The 25,591-nt window shown below is 44.5% G+C and carries 29 protein-coding genes; 6 read left to right on the plus strand and 23 right to left on the minus strand.

Annotation, left to right across the window (positions count from 1 at the left end):
- Positions 1–10 precede the first annotated feature (10 nt).
- The 6 genes from RRU94_RS20065 to RRU94_RS20090 all read right to left on the minus strand — a co-directional run bounded on the left by RRU94_RS20065 (position 11) and on the right by RRU94_RS20090 (position 6,691).
- Positions 11–2,218 carry a penicillin-binding protein gene (locus RRU94_RS20065; protein ID WP_315692605.1) on the minus strand — a complete coding sequence of 736 codons (2,208 nt, stop codon included), beginning with the start codon at positions 2,216–2,218 and terminating at the stop codon, positions 11–13.
- Positions 2,215–2,562, minus strand: coding sequence for a cell division protein FtsL (ftsL, locus tag RRU94_RS20070; RefSeq protein WP_251270334.1), 348 nt, complete (start codon positions 2,560–2,562; stop codon positions 2,215–2,217). The genes RRU94_RS20065 and ftsL overlap by 4 nt, the downstream gene beginning before the upstream one ends.
- A gap of 12 nt (positions 2,563–2,574) precedes the next feature.
- The gene (gene rsmH / locus RRU94_RS20075) at positions 2,575–3,522 is read right to left on the minus strand and encodes a 16S rRNA (cytosine(1402)-N(4))-methyltransferase RsmH (RefSeq protein ID WP_315692609.1); all 948 of its coding nucleotides are present in this window, start codon (positions 3,520–3,522) and stop codon (positions 2,575–2,577) included.
- A gap of 22 nt (positions 3,523–3,544) precedes the next feature.
- Positions 3,545–3,976 (minus strand): division/cell wall cluster transcriptional repressor MraZ, encoded by a 432-nt coding sequence (gene mraZ, locus RRU94_RS20080; protein ID WP_315692611.1) that lies wholly within the window; start codon positions 3,974–3,976, stop codon positions 3,545–3,547.
- A 123-nt stretch (positions 3,977–4,099) separates the two neighbouring features.
- A complete protein-coding gene (gene bshC, locus RRU94_RS20085; RefSeq protein WP_315692613.1) occupies positions 4,100–5,716 on the minus strand; it encodes a bacillithiol biosynthesis cysteine-adding enzyme BshC in 1,617 nt (538 codons plus the stop codon).
- 102 nt (positions 5,717–5,818) lie between these two features.
- Positions 5,819–6,691, minus strand: coding sequence for a 2-dehydropantoate 2-reductase (locus RRU94_RS20090; RefSeq protein ID WP_315692614.1), 873 nt, complete (start codon positions 6,689–6,691; stop codon positions 5,819–5,821).
- A gap of 109 nt (positions 6,692–6,800) precedes the next feature.
- Between RRU94_RS20090 and RRU94_RS20095 the strand changes: the two genes are divergently transcribed.
- Positions 6,801–7,256: a GNAT family N-acetyltransferase gene (locus RRU94_RS20095; RefSeq protein WP_315692616.1), complete on the plus strand. Its 456-nt coding sequence runs from the start codon at positions 6,801–6,803 to the stop codon at positions 7,254–7,256.
- 96 nt (positions 7,257–7,352) lie between these two features.
- Here the strand turns inward: RRU94_RS20095 and rpmF are convergent, their stop codons facing one another.
- Together rpmF and RRU94_RS20105 are read right to left on the minus strand one after the other, a co-directional pair.
- On the minus strand, positions 7,353–7,526 hold the full coding sequence (gene rpmF / locus RRU94_RS20100; RefSeq protein ID WP_046175141.1) for a 50S ribosomal protein L32: 174 nt from the start codon (positions 7,524–7,526) through the stop codon (positions 7,353–7,355).
- Between the two features lie 62 nt (positions 7,527–7,588).
- Positions 7,589–8,119: a YceD family protein gene (locus tag RRU94_RS20105; RefSeq protein WP_315692619.1), complete on the minus strand. Its 531-nt coding sequence runs from the start codon at positions 8,117–8,119 to the stop codon at positions 7,589–7,591.
- A 146-nt stretch (positions 8,120–8,265) separates the two neighbouring features.
- Here RRU94_RS20105 and RRU94_RS20110 point away from each other — a divergent pair, with 146 nt between their 5' ends.
- Entirely contained in the window at positions 8,266–9,453 is a 1,188-nt protein-coding gene (locus tag RRU94_RS20110) for a nucleotidyltransferase (RefSeq protein ID WP_315692621.1), read from the plus strand.
- Here RRU94_RS20110 and RRU94_RS20115 read toward each other — a convergent pair.
- On the minus strand, positions 9,445–10,500 hold the full coding sequence (locus RRU94_RS20115) for a SepM family pheromone-processing serine protease (protein WP_410493056.1): 1,056 nt from the start codon (positions 10,498–10,500) through the stop codon (positions 9,445–9,447). The two genes, RRU94_RS20110 and RRU94_RS20115, sit on opposite strands and share 9 nt — an antisense overlap.
- Before the next feature lie 142 nt (positions 10,501–10,642).
- Here RRU94_RS20115 and ylbJ point away from each other — a divergent pair, with 142 nt between their 5' ends.
- On the plus strand, positions 10,643–11,770 hold the full coding sequence (ylbJ, locus tag RRU94_RS20120; RefSeq protein ID WP_315692625.1) for a sporulation integral membrane protein YlbJ: 1,128 nt from the start codon (positions 10,643–10,645) through the stop codon (positions 11,768–11,770).
- 18 nt (positions 11,771–11,788) lie between these two features.
- Here ylbJ and coaD read toward each other — a convergent pair whose 3' ends face one another.
- From coaD to RRU94_RS20135, 3 genes are all read right to left on the minus strand, one after another.
- Positions 11,789–12,286: a pantetheine-phosphate adenylyltransferase gene (gene coaD, locus RRU94_RS20125; protein ID WP_315692627.1), complete on the minus strand. Its 498-nt coding sequence runs from the start codon at positions 12,284–12,286 to the stop codon at positions 11,789–11,791.
- Entirely contained in the window at positions 12,283–12,852 is a 570-nt protein-coding gene (gene rsmD / locus RRU94_RS20130; RefSeq protein ID WP_315692630.1) for a 16S rRNA (guanine(966)-N(2))-methyltransferase RsmD, read from the minus strand. Before rsmD ends, coaD begins: the two co-directional genes overlap by 4 nt.
- A 99-nt stretch (positions 12,853–12,951) precedes the next feature.
- Positions 12,952–14,355: a hypothetical protein gene (locus tag RRU94_RS20135; RefSeq protein ID WP_315692632.1), complete on the minus strand. Its 1,404-nt coding sequence runs from the start codon at positions 14,353–14,355 to the stop codon at positions 12,952–12,954.
- 129 nt (positions 14,356–14,484) lie between these two features.
- Here RRU94_RS20135 and RRU94_RS20140 point away from each other — a divergent pair, with 129 nt between their 5' ends.
- On the plus strand, positions 14,485–14,859 hold the full coding sequence (locus RRU94_RS20140) for a DUF7147 family protein (RefSeq protein WP_315692634.1): 375 nt from the start codon (positions 14,485–14,487) through the stop codon (positions 14,857–14,859).
- 104 nt (positions 14,860–14,963) lie between these two features.
- Here RRU94_RS20140 and RRU94_RS20145 read toward each other — a convergent pair whose 3' ends face one another.
- From RRU94_RS20145 to RRU94_RS20160, 4 genes are all read right to left on the minus strand, one after another.
- Positions 14,964–15,146, minus strand: a complete 183-nt coding sequence (locus tag RRU94_RS20145) for an alpha/beta-type small acid-soluble spore protein (RefSeq protein ID WP_315692636.1) — start codon at positions 15,144–15,146, stop codon at positions 14,964–14,966.
- Positions 15,147–15,432: 286 nt separating this feature from the next.
- Complete coding sequence (locus tag RRU94_RS20150) at positions 15,433–15,708, minus strand: YlbG family protein (protein ID WP_309087007.1); 276 nt, start codon at positions 15,706–15,708, stop codon at positions 15,433–15,435.
- A gap of 24 nt (positions 15,709–15,732) precedes the next feature.
- Positions 15,733–16,173 carry a YlbF/YmcA family competence regulator gene (locus RRU94_RS20155; protein WP_315692638.1) on the minus strand — a complete coding sequence of 147 codons (441 nt, stop codon included), beginning with the start codon at positions 16,171–16,173 and terminating at the stop codon, positions 15,733–15,735.
- A 36-nt stretch (positions 16,174–16,209) separates the two neighbouring features.
- Positions 16,210–17,226 carry a CAP domain-containing protein gene (locus RRU94_RS20160; protein WP_315692640.1) on the minus strand — a complete coding sequence of 339 codons (1,017 nt, stop codon included), beginning with the start codon at positions 17,224–17,226 and terminating at the stop codon, positions 16,210–16,212.
- A gap of 213 nt (positions 17,227–17,439) precedes the next feature.
- Here RRU94_RS20160 and RRU94_RS20165 point away from each other — a divergent pair, with 213 nt between their 5' ends.
- Positions 17,440–17,796, plus strand: coding sequence for a YugN family protein (locus RRU94_RS20165; RefSeq protein ID WP_315692642.1), 357 nt, complete (start codon positions 17,440–17,442; stop codon positions 17,794–17,796).
- Between the two features lie 35 nt (positions 17,797–17,831).
- Here the strand turns inward: RRU94_RS20165 and RRU94_RS20170 are convergent, their stop codons facing one another.
- The 7 genes from RRU94_RS20170 to cyoE all read right to left on the minus strand — a co-directional run bounded on the left by RRU94_RS20170 (position 17,832) and on the right by cyoE (position 24,281).
- Positions 17,832–18,296 carry a DUF420 domain-containing protein gene (locus tag RRU94_RS20170; protein ID WP_309087004.1) on the minus strand — a complete coding sequence of 155 codons (465 nt, stop codon included), beginning with the start codon at positions 18,294–18,296 and terminating at the stop codon, positions 17,832–17,834.
- 61 nt (positions 18,297–18,357) lie between these two features.
- On the minus strand, positions 18,358–19,263 hold the full coding sequence (gene ctaG / locus RRU94_RS20175; protein ID WP_315692645.1) for a cytochrome c oxidase assembly factor CtaG: 906 nt from the start codon (positions 19,261–19,263) through the stop codon (positions 18,358–18,360).
- Between the two features lie 131 nt (positions 19,264–19,394).
- Positions 19,395–19,727, minus strand: a complete 333-nt coding sequence (ctaF, locus tag RRU94_RS20180; protein ID WP_242232150.1) for a cytochrome c oxidase subunit IVB — start codon at positions 19,725–19,727, stop codon at positions 19,395–19,397.
- A 3-nt stretch (positions 19,728–19,730) separates the two neighbouring features.
- On the minus strand, positions 19,731–20,360 hold the full coding sequence (locus RRU94_RS20185) for a cytochrome (ubi)quinol oxidase subunit III (protein WP_242232151.1): 630 nt from the start codon (positions 20,358–20,360) through the stop codon (positions 19,731–19,733).
- The gene (locus tag RRU94_RS20190) at positions 20,360–22,237 is read right to left on the minus strand and encodes a cbb3-type cytochrome c oxidase subunit I (RefSeq protein ID WP_315692649.1); all 1,878 of its coding nucleotides are present in this window, start codon (positions 22,235–22,237) and stop codon (positions 20,360–20,362) included. The genes RRU94_RS20185 and RRU94_RS20190 overlap by 1 nt, the downstream gene beginning before the upstream one ends.
- 31 nt (positions 22,238–22,268) lie before the next feature.
- Positions 22,269–23,354: a cytochrome c oxidase subunit II gene (coxB, locus tag RRU94_RS20195; protein WP_315692650.1), complete on the minus strand. Its 1,086-nt coding sequence runs from the start codon at positions 23,352–23,354 to the stop codon at positions 22,269–22,271.
- 84 nt (positions 23,355–23,438) lie between these two features.
- Positions 23,439–24,281: a heme o synthase gene (gene cyoE, locus RRU94_RS20200; protein ID WP_342796688.1), complete on the minus strand. Its 843-nt coding sequence runs from the start codon at positions 24,279–24,281 to the stop codon at positions 23,439–23,441.
- Between the two features lie 372 nt (positions 24,282–24,653).
- Here cyoE and RRU94_RS20205 point away from each other — a divergent pair, with 372 nt between their 5' ends.
- The gene (locus tag RRU94_RS20205; RefSeq protein WP_410492989.1) at positions 24,654–25,559 is read left to right on the plus strand and encodes a COX15/CtaA family protein; all 906 of its coding nucleotides are present in this window, start codon (positions 24,654–24,656) and stop codon (positions 25,557–25,559) included.
- The last annotated feature ends 32 nt before the right edge of the window (positions 25,560–25,591 follow it).

A 25,591-nucleotide genomic window follows, 5' to 3' on the forward strand; every position in this document is an offset into this window, starting at 1 on the left:
ACTGCTCTCTTTATCGGGATTGATCCGAGTCTTCATTTGCTTTTTGGTTAGCTTCTTCCGCACTGCCAGGCTCTTCAAGCTTAATAATAAGCTTCTGGCCTTCTTTTACAGATTTGTTTGGTTCAATATTTTGAGATACCACATAGCCGGATCCTGAATAGCTAACTTTAAGCCCCATACTCTCAGCTACTTTCATCACATCACGCATGGCCCAGCCTTTCATATTTGGCATCGTCCACTTCTCAGATGTCAGCAGGATAGCTTTTTCTCCCTGCAACAGCTTTTCGCCGGCCGCTGGTACTTGCTTTTCAATTTTACTGCCTGTACCGATCACGACTGGATCCATTCCGGCGTCTTCATACGCCTTACGTGCTTCTGATGTTCTCTTGCCGGTAAAATCTTTTAACGTTACGGTTTGAGAAATAATCGTTTTATCCGGCTTGATATTTAAATATTGAAGACTGTTTCGCATAACAGGATTGAAAATCTTTGAAACAGGAGCTGATCCGGACTCCCCATCCAGCTGCGGCTTCGCAACCGCTACATATACGATGAGTTCCGGATCTTCTTTTGGAGCCATGCCCATAAAAGAAAACAAGTAATTGTTTGATCCTGTTAAGTAGCGCCCATCTTCTCCGACCAGCTGCGCGGTTCCTGTTTTCCCAGCCACATCGTATCCTTCAATATGATACGGCTTGCCAGTGCCATGTTCTGCTGTTACGACCGTTTCCAAAATGTCTAGTGTTTCGGCTGCCGTTTCTTTAGAAATAGGCTCACCAACCACTTCCGGTTTTGTGTCAACAATCGTTTTTCCGGTCGTATCATCCACAATTTTATCAATAATATACGGCTTCATCATTTTTCCGCCATTGGCAATCGCTGTCGCCGCCTGGATCATCTGCATCGCATTTACTGTTGATCCTTGGCCAAATGCTGTTGTGACTTGTTCAAGCGGATAATTATACAAAATACTGCCTGCTGCTTCGTTAGGCAGTTCAATACCTGTTTTACGCCCGAAATGGAAGTCTTCAAGATACTGCCTGAAAACACCCGGCGACATTTGTTCCAGCATATTCGCAATCGCTACATTGGAAGAGCGCTGAATGCCTTCTTTATATGTAATATTGCCCCAGCCGGCCCCGCCGTTATGATCTCCAATACTGCCTCCGCCTTTTACTTTATATCTTCCTGACTTGTAAAGAGCATCGGCTTCAAACGTGCCTTCCTCAATCGCCGCTGCCAGTGTAAAAATTTTCATCGTAGATCCGGGCTCATATGAATATTCAACGAGGTCGTTCATCCAGTTTACATCAAGCCCTTCCCGCGTGCCCGGATGAAAAGTAGGACGCTGGCTCATTGCCAAAATTTTGCCTGTTTTAGCTTCGGCTACAATGGCAAACGCTTTGGATGGATTGTATTGCGCTTCTACTTCACTTAATGCGTCTTCCATAAATGTCTGGATTTTAGAGTCAATGGTTAAATACATATCATCGCCGTTTTGCGGCTCAGTGACCATTTCTTGTTTTTCAGGAAGCAGGTAACCCCATAAGTCGCTCGTATAACGGATTTTCCCATTTTTGCCCTGCAAATATTTTTCATAGGATTTTTCAATGCCCATCTGGCCTTTTGTTTCAAACGTAACATTCCCATTTTTATCTTCTTGTTCAATTTGCTGTGTAAAGCCGATTAAATGAGAAGCAAATTTTCCATTTGGATAAAACCGTTTCGCCTGTCGGGTAAATGTAATACCGGGCAGCTTTTCGGCTTCAATTTTTCGCTTTACGCTGTTTGTCAGCCCGCGCCCTGCCGTGCCAAACTCCACCTGGAATGCTCCTTCTTTTTTCAAACGCGCCAGTATATCTTCCTCATCCATATCAATATATTTCGCCAGCACCTTTGCTGTTTTCTCTGGATCTACTACATGATTTGGAGATTCTGGATTCGTTGTTACAGAATCGTCTAAAATCGCTGCCATTGTAAATGAAGTAGTATCTTCTGCGATTACTTCTCCATTTGTATCATAAATCGTTCCCCGGCTCGCTTCAAGAACATCCGTGCGCATGTATTTTTCAAGCGCTTCGTTTTTAAGTTTATGTCCGTCTGCTGTTCCGGTCGCCTGAATGTAAAATACCCGTGAAAATAAGATAAAAAAGAGGAGGGCGAACCCGACGTACAGGATCGCAACTCCTATTTTCCGATTGTTTCTATTTTCCATCATTTCGGCTCAACAACCTTAATGTTTTTGCTTAAATCCAGTCCCATCGCTTTGGCACGTTCCCAAATTTTTTCATACGTGCTTTCTTCGCTGATTTGGACCTCAAGATCATGATTCACTTTTTCCTGCTCCTGGATTTTCGCTTCTACATCTTGAATTTGTTTGTTTGTTTCATAGATCGCTGCCTGTGTAGAGATAAGCTTTGCACTCATAAAGCAAACTGTTAATACAAAAACAAGAAACAGTACCTTTTCTCCAGGAGTAAAAAATGACCTGCTGATCTTCCGCTGTTTAACAGAAGCCTTTTTAGGCTGTTCGACAATCGGCTTTCTCGCTGTATTGTTCATTTCGATCCCCCCCTAATTGGTTTGTTTTCTTTTTTCTGCAATACGCAGTTTGGCTGAACGTGCCCGATTGTTTTCTGTCAGCTCTGTTTCAGTCGGGACAATCGGTTTTCTTGTTACCAGCTTTAAAACAGGTTCATATTCTTCCGGGATTACAGGTAAGCCGGGCGGCAGCTCCGGCCCTGCAGACGCTTCCTTGAAAACCGTTTTGCAAATACGGTCTTCAAGCGAGTGGAAGGTGATAACACTAATACGCCCATCGACATTCAATAAATCGATCGCATCGTGAAGTGACCGTTCAAACACACCCAGTTCATCATTTACCGCAATTCGAATGGCCTGGAAAATACGTTTGGCCGGATGGCCGCCTTTTCTTCTTGCCGGCGCCGGAATTCCTTCTTTGATCAGTTCCGTCAGCTGGCCTGTCGTTTCAATCGGCTGAACTTCCCGCGCAGCTTCAATTTTCCGGGCAATTTGCTTGGAAAACTTTTCTTCTCCATACCTGAAGAAAATGCGGACCAGCTCTTCAAAAGACCATTCATTTACAACGTGATAAGCAGTCAGTGCAGCACTTTTGTCCATTCTCATATCAAGAGGTGCATCATGATGATAGCTGAAACCGCGCTCCGGTGTATCAAGCTGAGGTGATGAAACACCCAAGTCGTACAAAATGCCGTCAATTCCCGTAACATTTCGTTTGTGAAGCTCTTCCTTCACATGTTCAAAGTTGCTTTTTATAAATTCAACACGCTCAAGAAACGGAGTAAGCCGTTTTTTCGCATGTTCAATCGCGGTTTCATCTTGATCAAATGCATATAGTTTTCCGTTTGGCCCAAGCTTTGACAGCAAATATTCACTGTGTCCGGCTCCGCCGAGTGTACAATCTACATAAATTCCGTCCGGGCGGATATTCAGCCCGTCGACTGTTTCATGAAGTAGGACAGTCGTATGATTAAATTCCATTTTCTTATCAGTCCAATCAGCATTATAAATCGAAATCAGTTAAATTTTCCGCTATGTCTGCGAATGAATCCGCCGATGCTTCCACATACTCATCCCATGCTGCGGCACACCAGATTTCCATCCGGTTTGACACTCCAACAATCACACATTCTTTTTGAAGTGAGGCATATTGCAGAAGCGGGGCGGGGATATTGATTCTGCCCTGCCGGTCAAGGGTACAGTCGTTTGCTCCCGAAAAGAAAAAACGGGCGAACGCACGTGAATCCTTCTTTGTTAACGGCAAAGCGGCAAGTTTTTTCTCGAGTACTTTCCACTCGTCCAGGGGATATAAAAACAAGCACTTGTCCAATCCGCGTGTGACCACAAAAGTTTGGCCGGCTTCACCGCGGAATTTTGCGGGGATAATCAATCTGCCTTTTTCATCGACCGAATGACGGTATTCACCCATGAACATAATGCTTCCCCACTTTCTACACTAACTTTACCACATCCCCCCACTTTGCACCACCAATTTCATGTTGCAGATCTTTTCATTTCGTTTACATAAAAAAGCCTGCCCTAAGAGCAGACTTTTCATTTATACATATAGAAGATAATGGCCGCCATCGTGTTTATATGGCTGATTCAACAAGTCATCAATAAAAGAAGGGCCGTACACATTTAAAAATGGATATATATTCCACACTCTTTCCTGCAGTCCATCCGGGCGCAGAGCGGCTTGTACACGGTCAAACCGGCGTAAGGCCGCATCGTGTGTCTGCTTCAAAACAGCGTCGCTTTTTTGAAGCAGCAGCTCAATTTGCCGTTCATGATACTGCTTGTTTTTTTCAACAATCGGTGCAAGGCCATTATGAAGCTCGGCCGCACGCGCTTCAATTTTCTCATAGCTCGCCATCAAATCCTGCTTCATATGGGCAACAAGCTCATCAAGGTGGTGATCACGAATAGAGTCCATATAAGCAGATTTTTCATTTTGCACGCCTTGCTGCACCGCCGTTTCAATCGGTGTCCCAATCTCTAAAACAATTTCCACCACTGTCCGGTCTACAATCGTAATATTTAATCTTGGCATAATAAGCGGCATCGTAAGCCCGATATATTCAAAAGCTCCTTTTAACTCCGCCCAATAAGCAATCTCGCCTGGACCGGCGATAAAAGCAAGTGTAGGAAACAGCCATTCCTGCATGAGCGGCCGCGTCACAACATTGTTACTAAAGGATTCCGGCGACGTTTCCAGAAGCTGCAGTAAATCATCTTCTGTGTACGACCTCCCGCTTTTGCTGATAAACAGCCCGCCTTCCCTTTCAAGCAGGTGGCGCTCTCCCTCTTCAATCAGGAATAGATTCGCCGGCTGGCCGCTCGTTTCAATTGCAGGCGTAAAGCCGGCTTGTTGAAGCTCCTGCTGCGTGGAGTGCACCGCTTCTGCAATCGGGCCGCTTTCCACAATCAGCCTCTTGAAAAACGGCGCTTCAAGCTTTCGAAGCTCCGGGTCTGCCGCATCAATCAGCAGCAGGCCGTGCTTGGCAAAAAAGGATCCGGTTAAAAAAGCAAAAAAATCGGTAAATGTGCGGCTTGCCTTCACCGCTTTTTTCACATCATGAAGAAGCTGGTTCGTATAGTGTGTTTCTTTTAAACAAGCAAAAACAGAGGCCACCCAGCCGAGCATTTGCTCTTGATCGTAGACCGTGCTTGAGGCGGCCTGTTTTTTCATAAACCGCTCTGGGTATCCTATTTTTTGCATACTCCCGTTTTTTTCTACAAACACATGGTTAATTTCCAGCAGATCATGATCCTCGCCGGCAATCCAAAAAACGGGGACAACCGGAATACCCAGCTGCTCTTCCTGCTCTCTCGCCAGGTGCAGAATCGAAATGATTTTATGTATAGAATAAAGCGGACCTGTTAAAAGTCCAGCCTGCTGGCCGCCGATCACGACAACCGATTCAGGGTCTTCAAGCTTCTGAAGAGAGTGCTCTGTTTGCGCTGTCACATGATGCGGCGCCATATAATTCCGAATGATGCCAGCCAGCTCTTTTCGCTTAAACATTCGTGTCCGCACCTCTTCTGACCGCTGCTGAAAAGACTGCTGCGAAAATGGATCGTAGTCAAAAAAGCCGCCTGCCTGCTTTGAGCCGCTTATATATTCCCTAGCAAAGGGGGTCAAAGCGGGAACAGAAATGCGTTTTTGTTCCATGGATGTACTTCCTTTCTTTCGGACAAATTTTCTTGTTCGAGTATACCACCTGTCGGATTGAAAGGGAAAACAATGTGCCTGCACAGCTCCAATTCTTTTTCCTTATCTGCCCAATTCGGCTTCTTTTCCTTTTATAAGATGGTATAAGAGCGAAAAAGCGGGGGTCTCAACGCCCCTTTGTGCTGCTTCTTCCAAAAGAGCTCCTACGATTGCGTCTAATTCCGTTTTCCGCCCCGCTTTTATGTCTCGAAGCATCGAGGATTCATTGGCGGCTGTCTGGCGGCACACTTCGAAAACAGACTGCGTAACGGATTCCTTCGTTTTAAAAGGAAAAACGGCCGCAATTTCTGCACATAATTTTTCTGCCGCTGCAGCGTATTCGCTGTTTTCAGCCAGCTCTCCGTTTTTCGCATGTAAAAGGGCAGTTAACGGATTAATCACTGCATTTGCGGCCATTTTATCAACCAGCATCTCGTATGCACTTTCTTCCCATTGAAAAGAAAAAACAGGCGTTTCCAGTTCACGGACAATCGCTTCCTCTCCCCCTTTAACACAGGCTATTTTCGTTTGGCCACGCCCGTTCACCTGCACTGTACGCTCGTCTATTTTGGCTGCCCCATGCGTCACAGAGCCGGCATAAATATTTGAAAAAGGAAGCTGCTGAATCAGCTTAAGATGGCTTAAACCATTTTGGATAAACAGCAAAGATGATACTCTTGGAAGGTGCTGAAGGATTTCCGGCAAATGGTACTGCTTCACCGCTGCAACGATTAAATCCGTTTCCGGAGGCGCAATAGCGGCTGTTTGAACCGGATAAATATGTGACTGCCTCTGCTCAATGACATGAATGCCTTCCTCTTCAAGGCGTTTCCGTTGTACGTTTGTTCTCGTTTGAATAGTTATGCGGTGGCGGCTGCTCCACTCTGCAGCAAAAAACAGCCCAAGGGCACCTGCTCCAATAATATGAATGTTCATGTATCTCTCCCAGTTTGTAAGCGATAACAGGATCGCTACTTTTTTTATTTACTTTATTATATAATAAAGGAGACAAATCAAGAGAGAGTTTGCAAAGGAGATTGAGGAAATGGGCTTAGCAGTTGAGAATCTGAAGATGAATTTCAAAACGATGGAAGAGTTTAAATCCTTCAAAGAATATGGACTTGAAGAACTTTCGATGATTGAAGAATTACAAACTTCCATGGTGGAAGACAATACCAATTCGCCTTTTTACGGCATTTATTACGGGGACCGGCTTGCTGCCCGTATGTGCCTGTACATCCGGCAGGATACATTAAATCTTGTATCCGGAAACGATCAGTATGTGGAAATATGGAAGCTTGAAGTGCTGCCGGCTTTTCAAAAGAAGGGACTTGGGGCATTGCTTGTCCAGTTTGCCAAGTCGTTTGAACTCCCTATCATGACAAAACCGCGCGTAAAGTCACAGTCTTTTTGGGAGAAAGTAGATTTTAAGCCGGTATCCGAAAACAGCACACGCCTTATTTGGCTTCCTGAAAAGAAAAACGCTCAGAAAACAAGCTGAACTCACGCGCAATCTGTTCTCCTTTATCCATACTCTAATGACAAAAAAAGCGAAGAGCCATGGCCTCTTCGCTTTTTTTGAAAGATGTAAAAGATGTTATTTGCTAACAACTTCTTTACCTTTATATGTTCCGCACTCTTTGCATACGCGGTGCGCAAGTTTCATCTCACCGCAGTTTGGGCAAGCTACCATACCTGGCACTTGAAGTTTGAAGTGCGTACGGCGTTTGTTTTTGCGTGTAGTAGAAGTTCTTCTAAAAGGTACTGCCATGTGATATACACCTCCTTAACGGAATAAAAACTATATGAAGCCAGAATAGCTGTACTTCTCAATTACTCATCATCGGACGTAAAGAAGTTTTGAAGTCCTGCTAATCTTGGATCAACAGCCGGCTTCTTTTTTTCGGGAAGCTCTTCTTCTTCTTCAAAAAACGCCCAATCTTTCCCAGACTGAACAACATGCTCATCCGCTTCTTCACTGAAAATCTGCATTGGTACCTCTAAAATGATCGCTTCTTTTAAAATCGGCCGGAGATCTATTACATTTCCCTCCGGAAAGTGAACATCTTCTGTTTCGTATGATTCGCCTTCCTCCGGCTTTAATAAAAACCGTTCTGTCAGCGGAATTTCAAACGAGTAAGGCACGTCTACAAGTGTCCGAGAACAAGGGACAATCATTTCACCCGTTGCTTTTACATGGAAAACAATTTGATCATGACGAATATCAGCTCTGCCTGTTACGTGGACAGGCGAAATGCGGCGTATGTCATTATCGAGTGTTGTTAAGTCTGTTACGTCAACTGTTTCATCAATTTCAAGACCGCGGTCGCGGTATTTTTGCAGTTGAATTATTGACCATTTCATTTAATCACCTCAAGGCAACAAAAGTAATTATAGCCCTCTCCCGATTGAATGTCAATATATTTTCTTTACAGTGAAATACCGGTTTGACTTTTTATTCACCATCTTTGAAAATGAAAGAACATTCTCCTGAAGAAAGGACGTTTCACATGAACGCAGCCGGCATTGTTGTTGAATACAATCCATTTCATAATGGACATCTCTACCATATAAATGAAACGAGGCGTTTGTCAAATGCAGACACCATTATCGCGGTAATGAGCGGCTCATTTTTACAGCGCGGAGAGCCGGCCATTGTTGATAAGTGGACCCGTACAAAGGTAGCCCTGCAGCACGGTGTTGATATTGTCGTTGAACTTCCATACGCTTTTTCAACGCAGCGGGCTGAAATATTTGCGCAGGGCGCCATTGAAATTCTTTCCCATTTAAAGTGCCGTTTTTTTTGCTTTGGCAGTGAAAATGGCGGTATGGATCCTTTCCTCCACACCGCAGAACAACTGAAAAAAAACAGCATAGAGCTTGATACCTGCGTCCGCTCCCTTATGAAAGAAGGAATGAGCTACCCCGCCGCCCAGACAAAAGCAAGAAACGAAGTGTTCGGAGAAAATGCACTGCCGCTTGATTTATCAAAGCCGAATAACATTTTAGGCTTTCATTATGTACAAGCCAACCTCGGGCTGCCCACGCCTATGCAGCCGCTGACGATTCAGCGAAAAGGAGCAGGATTCCATGATACTGAATCAACAGGGCCGATTGCAAGTGCGACAGCGATTCGGCACCGCCTCTTTACTACAGAAGAACCGATTCATGATGTTATGCCTTCGCTGAGTGCTGAAGCCATGCAAAACCGTCCGCTGCATTCATGGGAATCTTACTGGCCTCTGCTTCGCTATCGCCTGCTGTCCATTGAACCCGGCCGTCTTGCTTCCATTTATGAAGTAGAGGAAGGCATCGGGCCAAGACTCACAGAAGCAGCACGGCAAAGCAGCTCCTTTGCCGGCTTTATGGAACAGGTTAAAACGAAGCGTTACACGTGGACTCGCCTTCAGCGAATGATGACCCACATTTTAACTGACACCGATAAAGCAAGTATGCAGAAGGCTCAGCAGACTTCGTTTGCACGGCTGCTTGGCATGACAGAAAGTGGGCGTGCATATATCCGGTCCATTAAAAAAGAAATGGAAGTGCCGCTGCTTTCCCGCACGGCTGCTGCGGGCAGCCTGCTTGCGCTGGATATAAAAGCATCCCGTGTGTTCGCTTCCGCCCCTAACGCGAGTGAAAGCTACGTGCGTTCTCTTTTAGAACAAGAATATTCCATGCCGCCGATTTTACTTTGACGCAGATAGGTTTCTTAAATAGTCCACTGCGTCCGAAAAAGTTTGAACCGGTACAATAACCATGCTTGTTCCAATATCCTCTGCAGCTTTTTTCGCTTCCTCATAATTGGTTTTGACATCTGTACGGCCCGCCGGCAGCTTATCATCCGGTGCAAAGAAAAACTGCGCCCCTGCCCGGTCGGCCGCTACGACTTTTTGAGCGATGCCTCCAATCCGGCCAACTGTGCCGTCCGGGGCAATTGTTCCCGTTCCAGCTACCTTTAATCCAGCCGCCAAATCCTCTTCTACCAGCTGGTCGTAAATTTCAAGTGAAAACATAAGGCCGGCAGAAGGACCGCCAATGTCATCTGCTTTCAGCGTTACCTTTGGGTCGCTTTTGAGCGCTCGATCATCGGCCAGACTGATGCCAAGGCCGGATTTGCCGCCCAGCTCCGCGAATGCTCTCAGCTGAACGGTTTTTTCATAATTTTTTTTATCGCGTGTAAATGCGACTGTAATTCGGCTGCCTGGCTTTTTCGCCTGCACATAATCCGTCATTTGTTTAGACGATGTGACAGAACGGCCATCAATAGATATAATGCGGTCGCCTGCTTCAAGTACCCCTTCCGCAGGCATATCAGGAAATACACTTAACACATAAATACCTTTGTATATCCAGCTGTGCGGTTTGCCCGCTTCCTTAAAAGCAACCGCTATGGCATTTTGCTGTGAGGTGTCCATTAAATGAACCTGCCTTACGTTAAATTCATTCTCCGATTCGTGTGAATAGCGAACCGTTTCTTTTGGGAGAATTTCCTCGTAATCCCGAAGAAATGCCCACGCGTATGAATAAATGTTAGCAGGCCCCATCTGTATCGTGGTCAGCATCAATGTGCTTGTATCATTTTCGTCTCCTTCATCTACATTAACAATTGGATTAAGCGTGTGCGCTTCTCCCGGTCTTGTAATGTAAAACGGCAGCGGGATAAAGGCTGCCACAATAATCAACAGCAGAATCGCATATAAGAGCCCTGTTCTTTTATTTTTCACATTTGTTCTTCCTTCCATGCAGAAATCATCCAGCTCTATAACTGGTATGAATTGTTTCATTAGTCTATTCTTTCTGCCTTTACATATCCTTTTGTACAGGCTCTTTTATTGTACAAAATTTTAAAAAGGCGCGCTTTATATTCTAATCAGGGGGCTTTTTATGTGGAAAACTTATGCTGCCGCCTGCTCTATTACGCTGCTGGCTGCCGCTCTTTTATTTTCACCTCAAGCCGGCTTGAAGGCAGCAGTCTACGGTATGGATATATGGTGGAAAACTGTTTTTCCATCCCTTCTTCCTTTTCTTATTTTAACAGAGTTAATGACAGGTCTTGGCGTGATTGCTTTTTTCGGCTCCATTCTAAGCGGTTTGATGCGGTTTTTTTTCCGCATTCCCGGTCCAGCCGGTGTGACTTGGATGCTGTCACTTGCTTCAGGATTTCCGGCCGGCGCAAGAATGGCTGCACAGCTTCGCACGGAGCAGTCAATCACCCGTAAGGAAGCAGAACGGCTCGTTGCGATGGCCCATTCCTCTAACCCATTATTTATTTTAAGTGCGGTGGCCAGCGGTTTTTTAAAAAGTCCGGAGACCGGCCTGCTGCTTGCCTCAGCTCATTACAGCGGTGCTTTTTTAGTCGGGCTTACGATGCGTTTTTATGGGAAAGAAGAAAAAATAGAGAGAAAAAAAATAAAAACAGCCGGACCTCTTCAGGCATTTAAAGAAGCACGCGAAAAAGATGGACGGGTCTTTGGCACCCTGCTCGCGGATGCAGTACTGTCTTCTGTTAAAACACTTGTACTGGTTGGCGGCTTTATTCTCTTTTTTTCTGTCTTAACCACTTTGCTGCATAAGTATGGAGTAGCCGCTTTTTTATTTTCTCTTCTTGGCTCCAATGAAACAAGCATGCCTGTCTTTAAAGCGCTTTTTGCTGGTTTTTTCGAACTCACGTCTGGTGTGCAGCTCTCCTCTTCCGAATCGATTCCTTTACCCGTAAGCCTGCTGCTGATCAGTGCTATTCTTGGCTTTAGCGGCTTAAGCGTTCACGCGCAGGTAGCGGCGATTATTAGTGAAACGGATATCCGTTTCGGCCCTTTTTTCGCCGGCCGTATTCTTCATAGTGTATATGCAGCATTCATTACTTTTTGTTTGTTATCATGGCCTGTTTCTTTTCCGAAGGCGGCTCTATCGTTTGCACCAGAGCATGGCATGCTGATCACAGTAGTTGTTCTGGGTGTCGCTTCTCTTTTGCTGGGAATCCGATATTCAAAAAGCCGGACCAAAAGAGTTTAATCTTTCGGCCCGGCTTTTTTATTTCGAAACGGAATCAGCAAGACGTTTTTTTATTAAAGCTTCTTCCACTTCCTTCGGGACAAGCTCTGAAATATCCGCCCCATATTTCGCCACTTCCTTGACAATGCTTGAGCTGAGAAACGAATACTGACTATTGGTCATCATAAAAAACGTTTCAAGCTCATCGTTTAATACGCGGTTCATGGACGTAATCTGCATTTCATATTCGAAGTCAGATACAGCCCGAAGTCCACGCAGTATGGCTTTTGCTTTTACCTGTTTTGCATAATCAACGAGCAGGCCCTGATAATGATCCACTTCCACATTTGGAATATGTGCCGTAACCTGGCGGATTAACTCTGCCCGCTCCTCCGCCGAAAATAGCGGTTGTTTAGATGAATTGCTTAAAATGACGACATATACTTTGTCGAATACTTTCGCCCCGCGCTGAATAATATCCAGGTGCCCGTTGGTAATCGGATCGAAGCTTCCTGGGCAAACTGCAATACTTGTCATGATCTTTCCTCCTCATCTGCCGCTTTGTAAATGGAAACAGAAATCATTCCGTACGTTTCGGCGCGTGTGCAAGAAAACGGGCCGACCTGTTCAGGAAGGCGTACATCTGATCCGTGCTCACACATCACAAATCCATGTGGTGCAAGCAGATTATGCTCCGCAATAAACAGCAGCATGGCTTCAAGCTTTTGCTTTTTATAAGGCGGATCAAGAAAAATACCATCGAATACTAATTCGCGCTTTACAATGGCTTTTAATGCCCGCTCCGCTTCATTTCGATATACTTCTGAGCACTCTGTAAATCCAGCGTTCCGTATATTTTCTTTTACCGTTTGAATCGCTTTCATATCGCGATCAACAAAAATCATTCGATCCATTCCCCGGCTGAGCGCTTCAATTCCGAGCCCTCCTGAGCCTGCAAATAAATCTAATCCAGTGCCGCCTTCAAAATAAGGACCGACCATATTGAAAATGGACTCCTTTACTTTATCTGTCGTAGGGCGCGTGTCTTTTCCCGGCACAGCTTTTAAAGGCAGCCCCTTTTTTTCACCTGAAATGATTCTCATATTTTAACCTGCCATTCGTTTTTCTTCATTCATGGTATCATAAACGTATAAATGAAATCTATAGGGTGAAAAAGAAACCCCGCCTTTGGCGCGAGGTTTCTACAGTCCATAAGATGTCAGCTCAATGGCTTCATTGGATTCTTTTACTTCAAAGAGAAACACTTTTTGAAACCAAATTTTATCTATATACGTTATACCGTCGATTTGGTCAAGAGCACGTTCATACAAAAGATGCGGATGGTTATTTACATATACCTGGTTTCGAGCTGCATCGAACCGGTATACGTCCACTCCTTTTTTCATCCTCCACTGCTGCGGCGATACTTTTTGAACAGAAAACCCGAGAGCTTTAGCTGCGTCTTCAAGCGGAATATACAGCAGGCCATTTTTTGTTTTAACATGAAAAGATACTGGCTGATCCTCTACGGTAACAAGCCGTCCATCAAAAAAAACAAGAGGCAGAGACGGAGGGCGGCTGCTTTTGTTTTCTTTAAAAAAGTTTGTCTGCGCACCTTTTACTGCTGACAGCACCTGGTCAAGCTTAACGGCATTTACTTCTTTGCCTTTAAGCTGCAAAAGTGCTTCTTCCCATTTCTTTTCTTCTTGTTCAGTCAGTATGTCCGTAACTTGCTCCTTCATCTCGGCGGCTTTCATATACATCGGTTTTGCGTTATATAAAGACACAGCAAGGAATGACGCCATCCATTGTTCATCTGCCGGAAAAATAAAGTGTTTTTTAACATACGTATACACCGCATTTGTGTGGATGGTGTTTAAATCACTTTGCTGCCGGATAAACAGTAATCCGTCGAGCTGCTGTGGTTTAATATCAGAAGAGATCACAACGGTCTGCCTTGGAAGGTCTTCTGTAGAAAATGGCATGTCCATTAACCCTGACGGAAGCTGCACGGTGTCTCGTGCAAAAATGGCCCCTCCTGAAAATTGGGTTTCTTTTAAACGTTCTTTTTGCCAGAAAAGCGGCGGCCTTTCTGCTTCCCCTTCAAAGGAATAAAAATCAATTTCTGAAAGCTGCTTGGCGGCTTTTTGCTCAATAGAGGATATCCATTGTCCACCTCTTTTTGTATGGTCCGTTATGAGCAGCGTTGTTTTGGCTGGTGTCATTTCTTCAAACGCTGCCTGCCAATTGTTCAATAAAAAAGAACGCGGAGAAAGCGAAGCCGGAATCGTGTATTGAATCGAGACATTTTCGCCTTTTACCGTAATGGTTCCCGACTGACTGCTCGTTATGCACGTATCTCCTTTTGAACAGGATACTTCTTCTGCATCGGCAGGCAGCCTCATTGTTAAATTCGTGCCTTCCGATACGGAAGCAAGCGTTTGCTTGATCATAAAGCCGCTTTCTTTAACATCTATTTCAATCGTCTGGTTTGTGATTACTTTCTGGGAAGCGCTTGATCGTTTCTCATAGCCAATCCATTGAACTGTTAACAATACGCCGGAGACTGCTGTTAAAAGCAAAAGAAACACAAGGACTTTCTTCATGCATAATCCACACTCCTTAAGAACTATGACCTATCCCTATCATATCAAAAAAAATTTTCACTGACGATGAAATTTGTCCAAATCAAGTGAACATTGCTTATAATAAGGGAGATGAATGGAGGTATTTAGATGATTCAACGATTTATTGAACTTGGTGAAGGATATTCAGATTTATATGAGCTTCTTGATATTGCGGAACGCGCAGCCGGCCGGATTTCGCAATTTGTTGCCCTGCACTCTGCCAGCGGTACGTCATGTGCTGTTATTCTACATCCAACGGAGACAGGCAGTTTTCAGCCGATTTATGTATGCCGGGAAGGCATTCCTAATCCTTATCAAAAAGAAAATGAACGGTTTCGCTTGTTTCAGCAGGCTGCAGCTTCAGCGGGTAAGCCGCTCATTGAGCTAGAAGTCAAGCCTTCCTCCCAGTTTGCCGAAAAAACGTTGTACTACCAGTATTTAATCGGCATTTTACGCCTTAACCATTATCTTCGTCCGCTTTAAATAAAAGGTTAGGTTAAAGATGAATATTGATAATGACGACAAAAGGCAGAGGACCCAGTTTCCTTGGATTCCCTGCCTTTTGCTTTTTAGTTTCATCGTGCTTCCTAACGGCGGGACAATTGCTGTTCCGCCATTTGCACGACGCGTTTCGTGATTTCACCGTTGACCCGCGACGGGGCATCGGCCCCGGGCTGAACACCAAATTCAGAGGCAATTTCGTGCTTCAATTGGTCAATAGCTTGCTGGGCTCCAGGGACCAACAGCCGGTTGCGATTGCTGCTCGACATGATTCAATCACTCCCTCTTTTTTGTTCGCCTTGCCTTACCAGTATGGGGCGCTTCTATCCTTTCCATCCTGGTAACTTAACCAAATAAAAAAGCCTGTCTAAAGACAGGCTTCAGGCTGTTGACAAACGCCCGCTTTCAGCGTTACTTGCCGGCTGTTAATGCTCATGACCCGAAAAGGTCACCCCGCTTCCCAGCCAGCGGCGTTCCTAGAAAGCCAGACGTTTTCAATCAGCCTGCTTTCTTACTTTTTCTACAATCTCAAGTCTGTTTAAAAACAGGCTTTTTTTATACACCAATTTTATAATCGTATTCTTTTGCTTTATCGGGACGGGAGTTTTCGTAGTCCACCTTTAAAAACGGCTTTTCGGAAAAATCAACTTTCTTAACAAAAGAAAATCCCGTCAGCTTTTCCGCCAGTTCCGGCGCTTCTGCATGGTTGCAATAAAGAACCGCATACTTCATTTTTTTTGAGACGTAATGAATATTCCCGTATTTGCGTAATGATTTGGCCGGCTTCAATGAATGAAGCCATACAATCAATGCCTGCCTTTCTGTCAGCATGTCCATCCCCCGCTTTTTTACTTTTTATGCCGAACAGCCACAAGAACCGCCGCTTCCACAGCTTCCACATCCGCTCGAAAATATAGAGCCGGCTCCTGGCACCTTTACCTGCTCTGATACAGACCGGGCAACAAGCAGGCTCACTTCATCGAGCAGCTGCTGCAGTTCCGTTTCCGCCCGTCTAAAGGCTGCGACATACTCATCCATATCCATTTCTCGTTTGGCTGTACGTGTTTCCATCATAATCCGCTTATAGTCCGGATGATATCGCCCAAAACGCTGTACTTCTTCATATTGTTCTTTCAGACGGCTGAAAGCGACAATTTTATGTTTAACGGATTCTTCCGTATAAAGTTTCTTGTAACATTCACGGTACTGCACGGCTTGCTCCGATTGAAGAATCATATCTCCAAGTGCGTCTGCTGCATCGGCAATGTTAATAAGTTCCATTGTTGTTGCAATCATATGTGCACCTCCATCGGCTTATTCTACCACATATCGTTACTTTCCGGTGAAAATTTGTGTAAAATGCGTTCGGTAGGCACCGGTACCAAATGAAGTAAACGTATCGCTCAACAACAATTCCCGCTCATCCGGTGAATTGAGCCATGCTTCCATCGCAGCGGGTGCGTCCGGATAATTGGCATTAATCATTTCATCCGCTTGATCAAAAGACAAACCTGCTTTTGTTAAACGCTGCTTTAAATCTCCAAATCGAGGTGATTGATGCCCAAAGTAGTCAGCTTCAAACATGTCCTGGCTGTGTGACTTGGCTGCGCTGTTTAATTCAGGCGCCCAATCAAGCACCGGCACGCCTTCTTTGTCCCTGATGAAATGACTTATATCAGCCAGCTGCGCTTCACTTCCGCGCTCAATATGAACCCATGCCGACCTGCCCGGTGAAGGAACTTCCGGCAATACCCCTTCATACACAAGCTCATAAGGCTTCATTTTCAGCAAAACGTCCGCTGTCATAAATCGGATACCCGATAAAATGCCAGTCTGCTGATCAATATAAAGCTGGGCGTAAAAATCGCCAATTGGAATAAGCGGCCTGATATTCAGCTCTTCTTCCGACAATTCAAAGCGATAATAGCTGTCATTTGCATGGGCTACGATTTCAGCTTCTGGATACCGGGAACGGAAAATTTCGCTGGCAGAGCGGCCGAGTAAGAACGGAGACGTATTCATCTCTCCCTTTGCAAAAATCGTAACAACCTGGCTGTTTTGGACTCCCGCAAGCATATAGCTTTCAGACGTTTTATATACCCACCATGTATAGCCATAGGCAGATGGCTCTCTCCGAACTGGCTCCCCGTATTTTTTGATGAGCACTTCCTGTGATGCACCGATCAGGGTCCCCAAGCCTTCTTTCGGCGCCGGTTCTATATCTGCCGGCAGGCGGGGATCAACCTTTCCACTGTTCACGGGAGGCAGTGAAGGCGGCCCCTCGCCCTTTTCATCTATTGCTTTGTCAGCATAAATGCCAATCAGCATGATAATTAAAAAAATGACCAAAATCTTAAAAACAGCTCGCAGACGATCATCTCCCTATCCAGTCCTTCTCTTTCTTTCATCAGTATATCATTCCCTTTCTATGTTTCAAAAACTTTCCTTGCCTGCATTGCATTTTGTTCAGTTTCACTCCTTAACTCCATTGCGTGAAAGCGCATTTTCGACTATGATAAAAAGAAGAAATAAATGGATGATATAGCGGAAAGGGGTATGTGTATGAAATTTGAGAATACAGGCTTGGAAAGCATGCAAATTGACTTGAACCAGCTGACTCATATCATGGAACAGCACGGGATGGTTCTGGCAGGACAGTGGGATTATGAACGTGTCACCTATGACCGCAAATTTGAATTAAAAGAAGGTATATATTATTTACGTATCTTTGGTTTTGCCGCAAAAGGAGACGTGGGAGCTGAAGATGCTCTGATCGAGTTAATGGCGCCGCTTCTCGGCAAACACTATTATCCACACGGCGTAGAATATGGGGACAATGAATATTTCCCAGAGTCTCTTGTTCAAACCTGTGAAAAGCTGCTGACCGATATAAAAGGAGAAATTCTTTATTATGTATAAAAAAAGCTTTCCTCTTTTCAAAGAGGAAAGCTTTTTTAATGACCGCCTAAAATGGCTTTAAACATAGATGTAGTTGGACCGCCTGTGTAAAAAACATACAAAAGCAAGTATACCGCTACACCCGTAATCGCGGTGAAAAACCAAATAACACTCGTGACAGGCCCTATTTTCCGATGAAGGACCCATTTACTTTTCAAGCCGCTGGCAATAGAGACGATCCCAAAAACAGCTCCTGTTGTGGCCAGAAAAATATGAAAAACCAAAAAAATCGTATAATAAATTTTAATGTTGTCTGGACCGCCAAATGCCGTATTGCCAATAAACAGCGTGCGGCTTACGTAAATGGTGAAAAACGTAAGAGCAAAAAGCCCTGCTAAAAGCATCGTTTTTTTATGTTTCTCTATTTTTCTCTGTTTGATTTGTGCCCAGCCGATCGCTACGAAAACAGCGCTTAAAACGATAAAAAACGTACTGATCGTCGGCAAAATTGGTAATGACATTTTTCTTCCTCACTTCCATTATATAAAACAAAAGAAATGGCAGACCATTTCTTTTAATAGATTACATTGTTTTATTGTGCCGGGCAAGTGCGGCCTCTGTTAGTTTGTCCGCCTCTTTTTCTTCTTTTCTCACCCATTCAAAAAAGACCTGGGCCAGAACAACACCAAATACAATTTCCTGTACAACTTTCATGACAATGCCGCCGGTTTTTTGGTCTTCAACAACCGCCATGTTAGAAAATAGTTCCGGTCCGCTTAACTGCAAGTTCGATAACGTGGAGGAAGGCACACAAAGCTCCATCGCTTTAAGCCATGCGGTTCCATCAGAGTAAGTGGCATAAAGCGGTGCGGATGCAAAAATAATCAGCGCGCAGGCAGGCGTAAGCAATATGCCATTCGCAAAAATGTAGCCGACTTTTTTTAATCCATCCAGCCCTTTTTCTCCCGGCTGCTCATTCACAAGCGGCCACCACATGCAAACAGCAAAGAAAAACAACATAACCGTATATAAACTGTGAAATACCTCGTTCATCTTAACAAAATCAAAAATGAGCGGAATGTGGTAAAAAGAAAACAAACCGTTAAATAAAATAAGCGCAAGCAGCGGTCGCGACGAAAATGAAAAAAGCGGTTTTACTACAGGAAGAGTCATAACAGGCCGCCATATCCACCAAGGAATCGCTTTAATAAAAAGAGGCGGCACAACAAGATAAAGCACAGCCATTTGCAGCATATGATAGGTCATCATAATATGCCCAAGCAGATCAAGCGGCGAGCCTTTGATCGTATACAAAATGATCACTGCACTTACAAACAGTAGCGCCTGGCGCTTTGTGAGCGGTTCACTGTTTTGAAAATGCCGGCGCCCTTTCGTTGTCACCCAAAAGAACAGCATGATTATAACCAACAGTACAGCCAGAAAATAGGGGCTCCAAAGAGCGGAAAAACCAAATATACGGATCGGCATTTTTCCCACCTCATTTGTATTTCACTGCTTCTCTTATTATATCGTCCGCCCACATACTTGACAACGACAGCAAATGACAAGTTCTTGACAGAAAAAAGTGCTCCCCGGCAATGTCGGGGAGCATTTTTTTCTCAGAGCCAAATAATCGTTAAAAAAGCAAGAATCGTCACAAATGCTACCACGATGCCTGAGTACATAAATAACTGCGGCGCTTCATGGCCTTTGTGACTCATATGCATAAAATAGTACAGCTGAAAGATGACCTGTACGACCGCTAGAAGCAATACGAACGGAACAACAAACCATTTAGAAAAACCCGCTCCCACTGCAGCAAAAGCAATGACGGTAAAAAAGATCATCATCGTAAACGTAATAACCTGCATTCTCATTTCTTCTGCATTCTTTTTACGGCGATATTCATACGTAACTTTAGGATCTCCTGACTTTGGGTGTAAATTCGCCATTCGCTATCCCACCATTCCCATTAAGTATACAACCGTAAAGATAAACACCCATACTACATCGATAAAATGCCAGTAAAGACTTGCTAAATAAAATTTAGGTGCATTGTACAGATTAAGACCGCGTTTTGCATTTCGAACCATCAACGCAATAATCCAGGAAAGACCGAAGACGACGTGTCCTCCGTGAAAACCAACAAGCGTATAAAAAGCAGATCCAAATGCGCTGCTTGTAAATTTGTGTTCAAACTCATGATAGTAATGATAAAATTCATAAATTTCACATGCAAGAAAGCCCAAGCCGAGCACAACGGTTATAAACAGCCATTGCTGCATTTTTTTAAAGCTGTAGTTTTTCATATGATAGATCGCAAAAACCGATGTTAAAGAGCTGGTTAAAAGCAGCATTGTCATTAAAAAAACGAGCGGCAATTCAAACAGGTCACTTGCTTTGGCATGCGTATCGCTTGGCACACTATCTTTCAGGGCTAAGTACGTTGCAAATAACGAAGCAAATAAAACGGTCTCGCCCCCCAGGAAAAACCAAAAGCCAAGAAATTTATTTTTCCCTTCAAGCGTTGCCTGCTCAGGCGATTCGGGCCACGTCTGCGGAGTGAATTTTTGTTCAGCTGCCATTACCGTGTTCCTCCTTCCGCCTCATCCAGCAAGTCTTCTTTATGAATATGGTAGCCATGATCATCTTTAACGGAGCGGTACAGCATCGCGCCAAATGTGATCAGCATACCGATAATCAGCACAGGAATGGCCCAGTCCTTACCTTCATCAGCATGATACATGGCGCCAAATGCAGCGATAAACAGCCCAAGGGAAATTACAAACGGTACAAACGAATTGTTTGGCATGTGAATGTCACCAATTGGTTCAGCTGGTGTCATATCTGTTTTTCCTTCCATCTTTTCGATCCAAAAAGCATCCAGTCCGCGAACGAGCGGAAGCTGCTTGAAATTATAGAAAGGAGTCGGAGATGGAATCGCCCATTCAAGTGTACGTCCATCTTTCCATGGGTCTCTACCTACCTGTATATTGTTTTTCTGCGTAATGACGATATTCACAAGCAGGACGAGAATGCCAAGAGCCATCAAACCCGCACCGATCGAACTGATTAAGTTCCCTGTCTCAAGTCCCTGCCCTTCAAGGAATGTCCATACACGGCGCGGCATTCCCATCAATCCAAGAAAATGCTGAATAAAGAAGGTTAAATGGAAGCCGACTAAAAACAGCACAAACGTAATTTTGCCCAGCTTCTCGCTAAGCATCGTGCCAAACATAAGAGGCCAATAAAAGTGGGCACCTCCAAGCAGCCCGAGAACGATTCCCCCTACGATTACATAGTGGAAATGCGCAACAATAAAGTAGCTGTCATGGAACTGGTAGTCAGCTGGCGCAGCAGCCTGCATCACTCCTGTTACGCCGCCCATCACGAAAGAAGGAATAAACGCAACTGCGTACAGCATCGGCACAGTGAATTTAATGCTTCCTCCCCAAATCGTTAAAATCCAGTTGAAAATCTTAATGCCCGTCGGAACCGCAATAGCCATTGTAGCAACGGCGAAAATCGCATTGGCAACAGGACCAAGCCCGGTTGTAAACATGTGGTGTGCCCACACCATAAATCCAAGGAAGCCGATCAGCACCGTAGCAAACACCATAGATGAGTAGCCAAATAAGCGCTTTCTCGCAAAAGTCGGGAATATTTCCGAAAAAAGGCCAAACGCCGGCAGGATGAGAATGTATACTTCCGGGTGGCCGAAAATCCAGAAAAAGTGCTCCCAGATAATGGTGTTCCCCCCCATTGCTACATCAAAAAATCCCGAGCCAAACATCCGGTCAAAGATGAGCATAAACAATCCAACGGTAAGCGGAGGAAATGCAAACAAAATCAGAGCGGACGCTACAAATGTTGTCCATGTAAAAAGCGGCATTCTCATATACGTCATTCCCGGTGCACGCATGTTGATAATCGTTACTAAAAAGTTAATGCCGCCCATCAGTGTGCCGAAGCCGGAAATTTGAAGCCCAAGAGCATAAAAGTCAATGCCATGCCCTTCGGAAGCAAGTGAAAGTGAGGCGTAGGACGTCCAGCCTGCATCAGGTGCTCCGCCCAGGAACCAGGAAAGATTTAAAAACAGGCCCCCGAAAAAAAACAGCCAAAAACCAAGTGCATTTACAAAAGGGAAAGCCACATCGCGCGCGCCGATTTGAAGCGGCATCACAGCGTTCATAAAAGCGAATAAAAGCGGCATAGCAGCCAGGAAAATCATGGTAGTGCCGTGCATGGTAATAATTTCATTAAACAAACCGGCACTGACAAAGTCATTATTCGGCACAGCCAGCTGAATGCGGATCATCATCGCTTCAATACCGCCGACAATAAAGAAAAAGCCGCCGGCAAGCAAATATAAAATAGCGATTTTCTTGTGGTCCACTGTCGTTAAGTATTCCCAAACTGTGCTGGTAAATCCCCGTTTTTGTTTATGTGCAATGCTACTCAACGGTTTTACCTCCTTTACCCTGATTCTATATTTATTCTACTTTAAGGCTCATCAAGTACGCAGCAAGCTGATCTGCTTCCTGATCAGACAATTCTCCATACGTGCCTGTCATTTTATTGCCTGGTTTGTACTCTTCCGGATTTGAAATCCAATTCTTCAATTCTTCTTCGTTATGCTCAAGAATACCTGCTATTCTTTCACGTTCTCCAAATCCTGCAAGGTTTGGCGCGGTACGGGCTGCCTCGGGACGTGCATCAGCCGTTGTAACAGCATGACAGCTCAAACACTTTTGATTGAATATTTCCTGCCCTGCAGCTGCAGCTGGATCCTCTGGTTTTGCTTCTGCTGCTTTCGCGTCGATTGCCTGCATCGCTGTTACCCACTGGTCAAATTCCGGTTTTGGAAGCGCATGCACTTTAAAGTCCATTAAAGCATGGGAAGGACCGCAAAGCTCTGCACATTTCCCGTAAAATAGATTGTCTGCTTCTTCTGCTTTTTCACCATCAAACTCAAGCCAGATTTGATTGACGTTCTCTACATTTGTGTCTATTTTCCCGCCGGCCGCTGGAATCCAAAAAGAGTGTTTTACATCGGATGCTTTTACGTTAAAGTACACCTTCTGATCCGTCGGAACAACGAGCTCCTGGCTTGTAATAATTTTTTGGTTCGGATATTCAAATTCCCACCAATACAAATTGGCCCGTACGTTTACAACCATGGCATCTGTTGTACCGTCTTCCTTTTTCTTATCCATTGCTTTTGTGTCAGCTAAATCAAATGTAGCCAAAACTGTTGGAATTGCTAAAATAATCAGTAAAATGATCGGAATAATCGTCCATATCATTTCGAGTACATGGCTTCCTTCCACTTGCTTTGGAATAGCCGGGTCATCTTTTTTGCGGCGGAACTTCAAAATCGCAATGGCAAATAAAACAGAGACAACGATGACCACGCCGACCATGATCCATGTGCTGAGCAACATGAGATCATAGGCGGTTTGGCCTGCTTCACCAGCAGGAGTCAACGTTGAAAGAAATGGTTCGCCGCAGCCGGACAGAAAGAGCGCCGTCAGGCTGGTAAACGTAAAAAGACGCCAGTTTGTCAGCTTCTTTTTCATAGCGTATTACAACCCCTCTTTCGTTTGAAATGTTTACTAAAACAGTGCATATATATGGATTTCTTAAAAGAAGAATTCCCCTGTTTAAATAACGGTAACGATAACCATCGCAACGAAAATAATGGTTAAATACTGCAATGAATAAATAAACATATATCTTGCCCATTTCAAATCATCTTTTGCTTTAAAGCCTGTTGCTGCCAGGGCAACCCAGCCCACGTTTAGCAAGGTAGCCAGAACGATAAACGCCATGCCAAGTTCTGTCATGAAAAACGGCAGCGGCAAAAGAAGCAGCGTCCAAACAAACATATGACGCTTTGTAACGGCAAATCCTTTTACAGTGGGAAGCATCGGAATTCCTGCTCTTCCATATTCATCAGCACGCTTCATCGCCAATGCGTAAAAGTGCGGCGGCTGCCAGATAAACATAATTAAAAATAGCATCCAAGCCAGCATATCCAGTGTTGGGTCCACAGCAGCCCAACCGATAAGAGGCGGCACAGCACCTGAGATGCTGCCAACGATTGTATTGCTGACATGACGGCGCTTTGACCACATTGTGTAAATCACCACGTAGCTGATGATCCCAATGACTCCGATCACCCCTGCTGTAAAGGTCGTCATAAATAAAAGCGCTGATCCGACAATGACAAGCGCAAGTCCTATGGTTAGTACTTTTGGATAGCTGATTTTTCCGGTAACTGTCGGCCTTGTTTTTGTACGCTCCATTAAAGGATCGATGTCCCGGTCAATATAGTTGTTCAAACTTGCTGAGCCCGCAATGATAAGGGCGGAACCAATGAGTGTTAAAGCAATGGTATCAAGGTTGGCTAAAAACCGGATATCGTTTAAAATAAAAGCCAGCCACATACCTGTAAAAACAGTTATTAAATTGGAGTTAACGATGCCGATCTTAATCAAGGCCATAAAATCTTTTACAGCCGTTGTTTCAGGCACACTTGTTTTATCTAATGTTGTACTGCGCAACACTATTCCCCCCCTTTCTTTAAACACACTATCTTAATCTTACTATAAAGGATATAGCTACGCTTTTCTACACAATTTAAAAACATTTCAAGCGAATAGACGCTCTCTTCCATATTAAATCATATTCACCGTTTTTATGTGAACGGCTGATGAACGATTTATGTCGAATTTGTGTCTTGTAAAAACGATTTGTTTCCAGTGATTCTTTTTTGTAAGATAATAGAATAAATATGGGAATCGTCAAAAATGAAACGGCTTTCTTTCCCATGTATAAAAGGTTAGATATAGATAGATAGAGAGAAGAAGGTGAGCATGTTGAACGGCTGGCTTAAATGGCTTGGAGTTGTGACCACATTGGTTATGCTTGCAGTTTTAATTGGCGGTGCACTTGTGACAAAAACAGATTCCGGGCTTGGCTGTGGTAACGACTGGCCGCTTTGCCATGGACAGGTTATTCCCGAAAACATTCAGGCAGAAACCATTATTGAACTTTCCCATCGTGCTGTTTCTGGTGCAGCCGGACTTCTTGTCTTAGCGCTGTCTGTTTTTTCCTGGCGCTGTATTGGCCATAAGCGGGAAACAAAATTCCTCTCTGCTCTGGCTTTTTTGTTTCTGCTTGTCCAGGCATTAATTGGAGCGGCGGCTGTTTTGTGGGGGCAAAACGACTTTGTGCTCGCTCTTCATTTTGGCATCTCTCTTATTTCGTTTTCCGCCGTTTTATTGCTGACCCTGCTTATTTTTGAAGTGGATCAGCGATTTGATGCTTCCTCCATCGTGATTGACAGCCGAATGAAATGGCATACTGTCGGCGTTACCCTGTACAGCTATATCGTTGTATATACGGGGGCGCTCGTCCGTCATACAAAATCCAGCATGGTATGCGGGTCCTGGCCGCTGTGTGGAAATGATGAAATATTGCCTTCAAATTTGTACCAGTGGATTCAAATGAGTCATCGGGCGGCAGCCGGCTTGATTTTCATCTGGATTGCTTATATCGCTTACCTTGCCCTTAAATACTATAAGCACCAGCGTGTTTTGTATTATGGATGGCTTATTGCCTTCATTCTTGTTTCACTGCAGGCAATTGCAGGCGCGTTTATTATTTGGACTCGCTTAAATCTGTATATCGCTCTCGCCCACGCTTTATTTGTATCCTGCTTGTTTGGACTGTTGTGTTACTTTATTCTGCTCGTCTCCCGAAGCAGAATCAATGCTTAACAAAAAAGCACCGCCTCTTTTGAGACCGGTGC

Origin of the sequence: Domibacillus sp. DTU_2020_1001157_1_SI_ALB_TIR_016 (assembly GCF_032341995.1) — a bacterium.
In the GTDB taxonomy this organism is placed as follows: domain Bacteria; phylum Bacillota; class Bacilli; order Bacillales; family Domibacillaceae; genus Domibacillus; species Domibacillus indicus_A.

Coding starts and splice junctions, on each gene's coding strand:
- rsmD (WP_315692630.1), bottom strand. CDS start 12,852: ATGAGAATCATTTCAGGTGAAAAAAAGGGGCTGCCTTTAAAAGCTGTG.
- RRU94_RS20185 (WP_242232151.1), bottom strand. CDS start 20,360: ATGGCAGCTGAACAAAAATTCACTCCGCAGACGTGGCCCGAATCGCCT.
- RRU94_RS20105 (WP_315692619.1), bottom strand. CDS start 8,119: ATGAAATGGTCAATAATTCAACTGCAAAAATACCGCGACCGCGGTCTT.
- rsmH (WP_315692609.1), bottom strand. CDS start 3,522: ATGGAATTTAATCATACGACTGTCCTACTTCATGAAACAGTCGACGGG.
- rpmF (WP_046175141.1), bottom strand. CDS start 7,526: ATGGCAGTACCTTTTAGAAGAACTTCTACTACACGCAAAAACAAACGC.
- ftsL (WP_251270334.1), bottom strand. CDS start 2,562: ATGAACAATACAGCGAGAAAGCCGATTGTCGAACAGCCTAAAAAGGCT.
- RRU94_RS20135 (WP_315692632.1), bottom strand. CDS start 14,355: ATGAAGAAAGTCCTTGTGTTTCTTTTGCTTTTAACAGCAGTCTCCGGC.
- RRU94_RS20140 (WP_315692634.1), top strand. CDS start 14,485: ATGATTCAACGATTTATTGAACTTGGTGAAGGATATTCAGATTTATAT.
- coxB (WP_315692650.1), bottom strand. CDS start 23,354: ATGAAAAAGAAGCTGACAAACTGGCGTCTTTTTACGTTTACCAGCCTG.
- RRU94_RS20165 (WP_315692642.1), top strand. CDS start 17,440: ATGAAATTTGAGAATACAGGCTTGGAAAGCATGCAAATTGACTTGAAC.
- coaD (WP_315692627.1), bottom strand. CDS start 12,286: ATGACAAGTATTGCAGTTTGCCCAGGAAGCTTCGATCCGATTACCAAC.
- RRU94_RS20065 (WP_315692605.1), bottom strand. CDS start 2,218: ATGATGGAAAATAGAAACAATCGGAAAATAGGAGTTGCGATCCTGTAC.
- cyoE (WP_342796688.1), bottom strand. CDS start 24,281: ATGGCCTTGATTAAGATCGGCATCGTTAACTCCAATTTAATAACTGTT.
- ylbJ (WP_315692625.1), top strand. CDS start 10,643: ATGTGGAAAACTTATGCTGCCGCCTGCTCTATTACGCTGCTGGCTGCC.
- RRU94_RS20170 (WP_309087004.1), bottom strand. CDS start 18,296: ATGTCATTACCAATTTTGCCGACGATCAGTACGTTTTTTATCGTTTTA.
- RRU94_RS20205 (WP_410492989.1), top strand. CDS start 24,654: ATGTTGAACGGCTGGCTTAAATGGCTTGGAGTTGTGACCACATTGGTT.
- RRU94_RS20155 (WP_315692638.1), bottom strand. CDS start 16,173: ATGATTGCAACAACAATGGAACTTATTAACATTGCCGATGCAGCAGAC.
- ctaG (WP_315692645.1), bottom strand. CDS start 19,263: ATGCCGATCCGTATATTTGGTTTTTCCGCTCTTTGGAGCCCCTATTTT.
- RRU94_RS20110 (WP_315692621.1), top strand. CDS start 8,266: ATGAACGCAGCCGGCATTGTTGTTGAATACAATCCATTTCATAATGGA.
- RRU94_RS20115 (WP_410493056.1), bottom strand. CDS start 10,500: ATGGAAGGAAGAACAAATGTGAAAAATAAAAGAACAGGGCTCTTATAT.
- RRU94_RS20095 (WP_315692616.1), top strand. CDS start 6,801: ATGGGCTTAGCAGTTGAGAATCTGAAGATGAATTTCAAAACGATGGAA.
- RRU94_RS20145 (WP_315692636.1), bottom strand. CDS start 15,146: ATGTCGAGCAGCAATCGCAACCGGCTGTTGGTCCCTGGAGCCCAGCAA.
- mraZ (WP_315692611.1), bottom strand. CDS start 3,976: ATGTTCATGGGTGAATACCGTCATTCGGTCGATGAAAAAGGCAGATTG.
- RRU94_RS20150 (WP_309087007.1), bottom strand. CDS start 15,708: ATGCTGACAGAAAGGCAGGCATTGATTGTATGGCTTCATTCATTGAAG.
- ctaF (WP_242232150.1), bottom strand. CDS start 19,727: ATGGCGAATTTACACCCAAAGTCAGGAGATCCTAAAGTTACGTATGAA.
- bshC (WP_315692613.1), bottom strand. CDS start 5,716: ATGGAACAAAAACGCATTTCTGTTCCCGCTTTGACCCCCTTTGCTAGG.
- RRU94_RS20090 (WP_315692614.1), bottom strand. CDS start 6,691: ATGAACATTCATATTATTGGAGCAGGTGCCCTTGGGCTGTTTTTTGCT.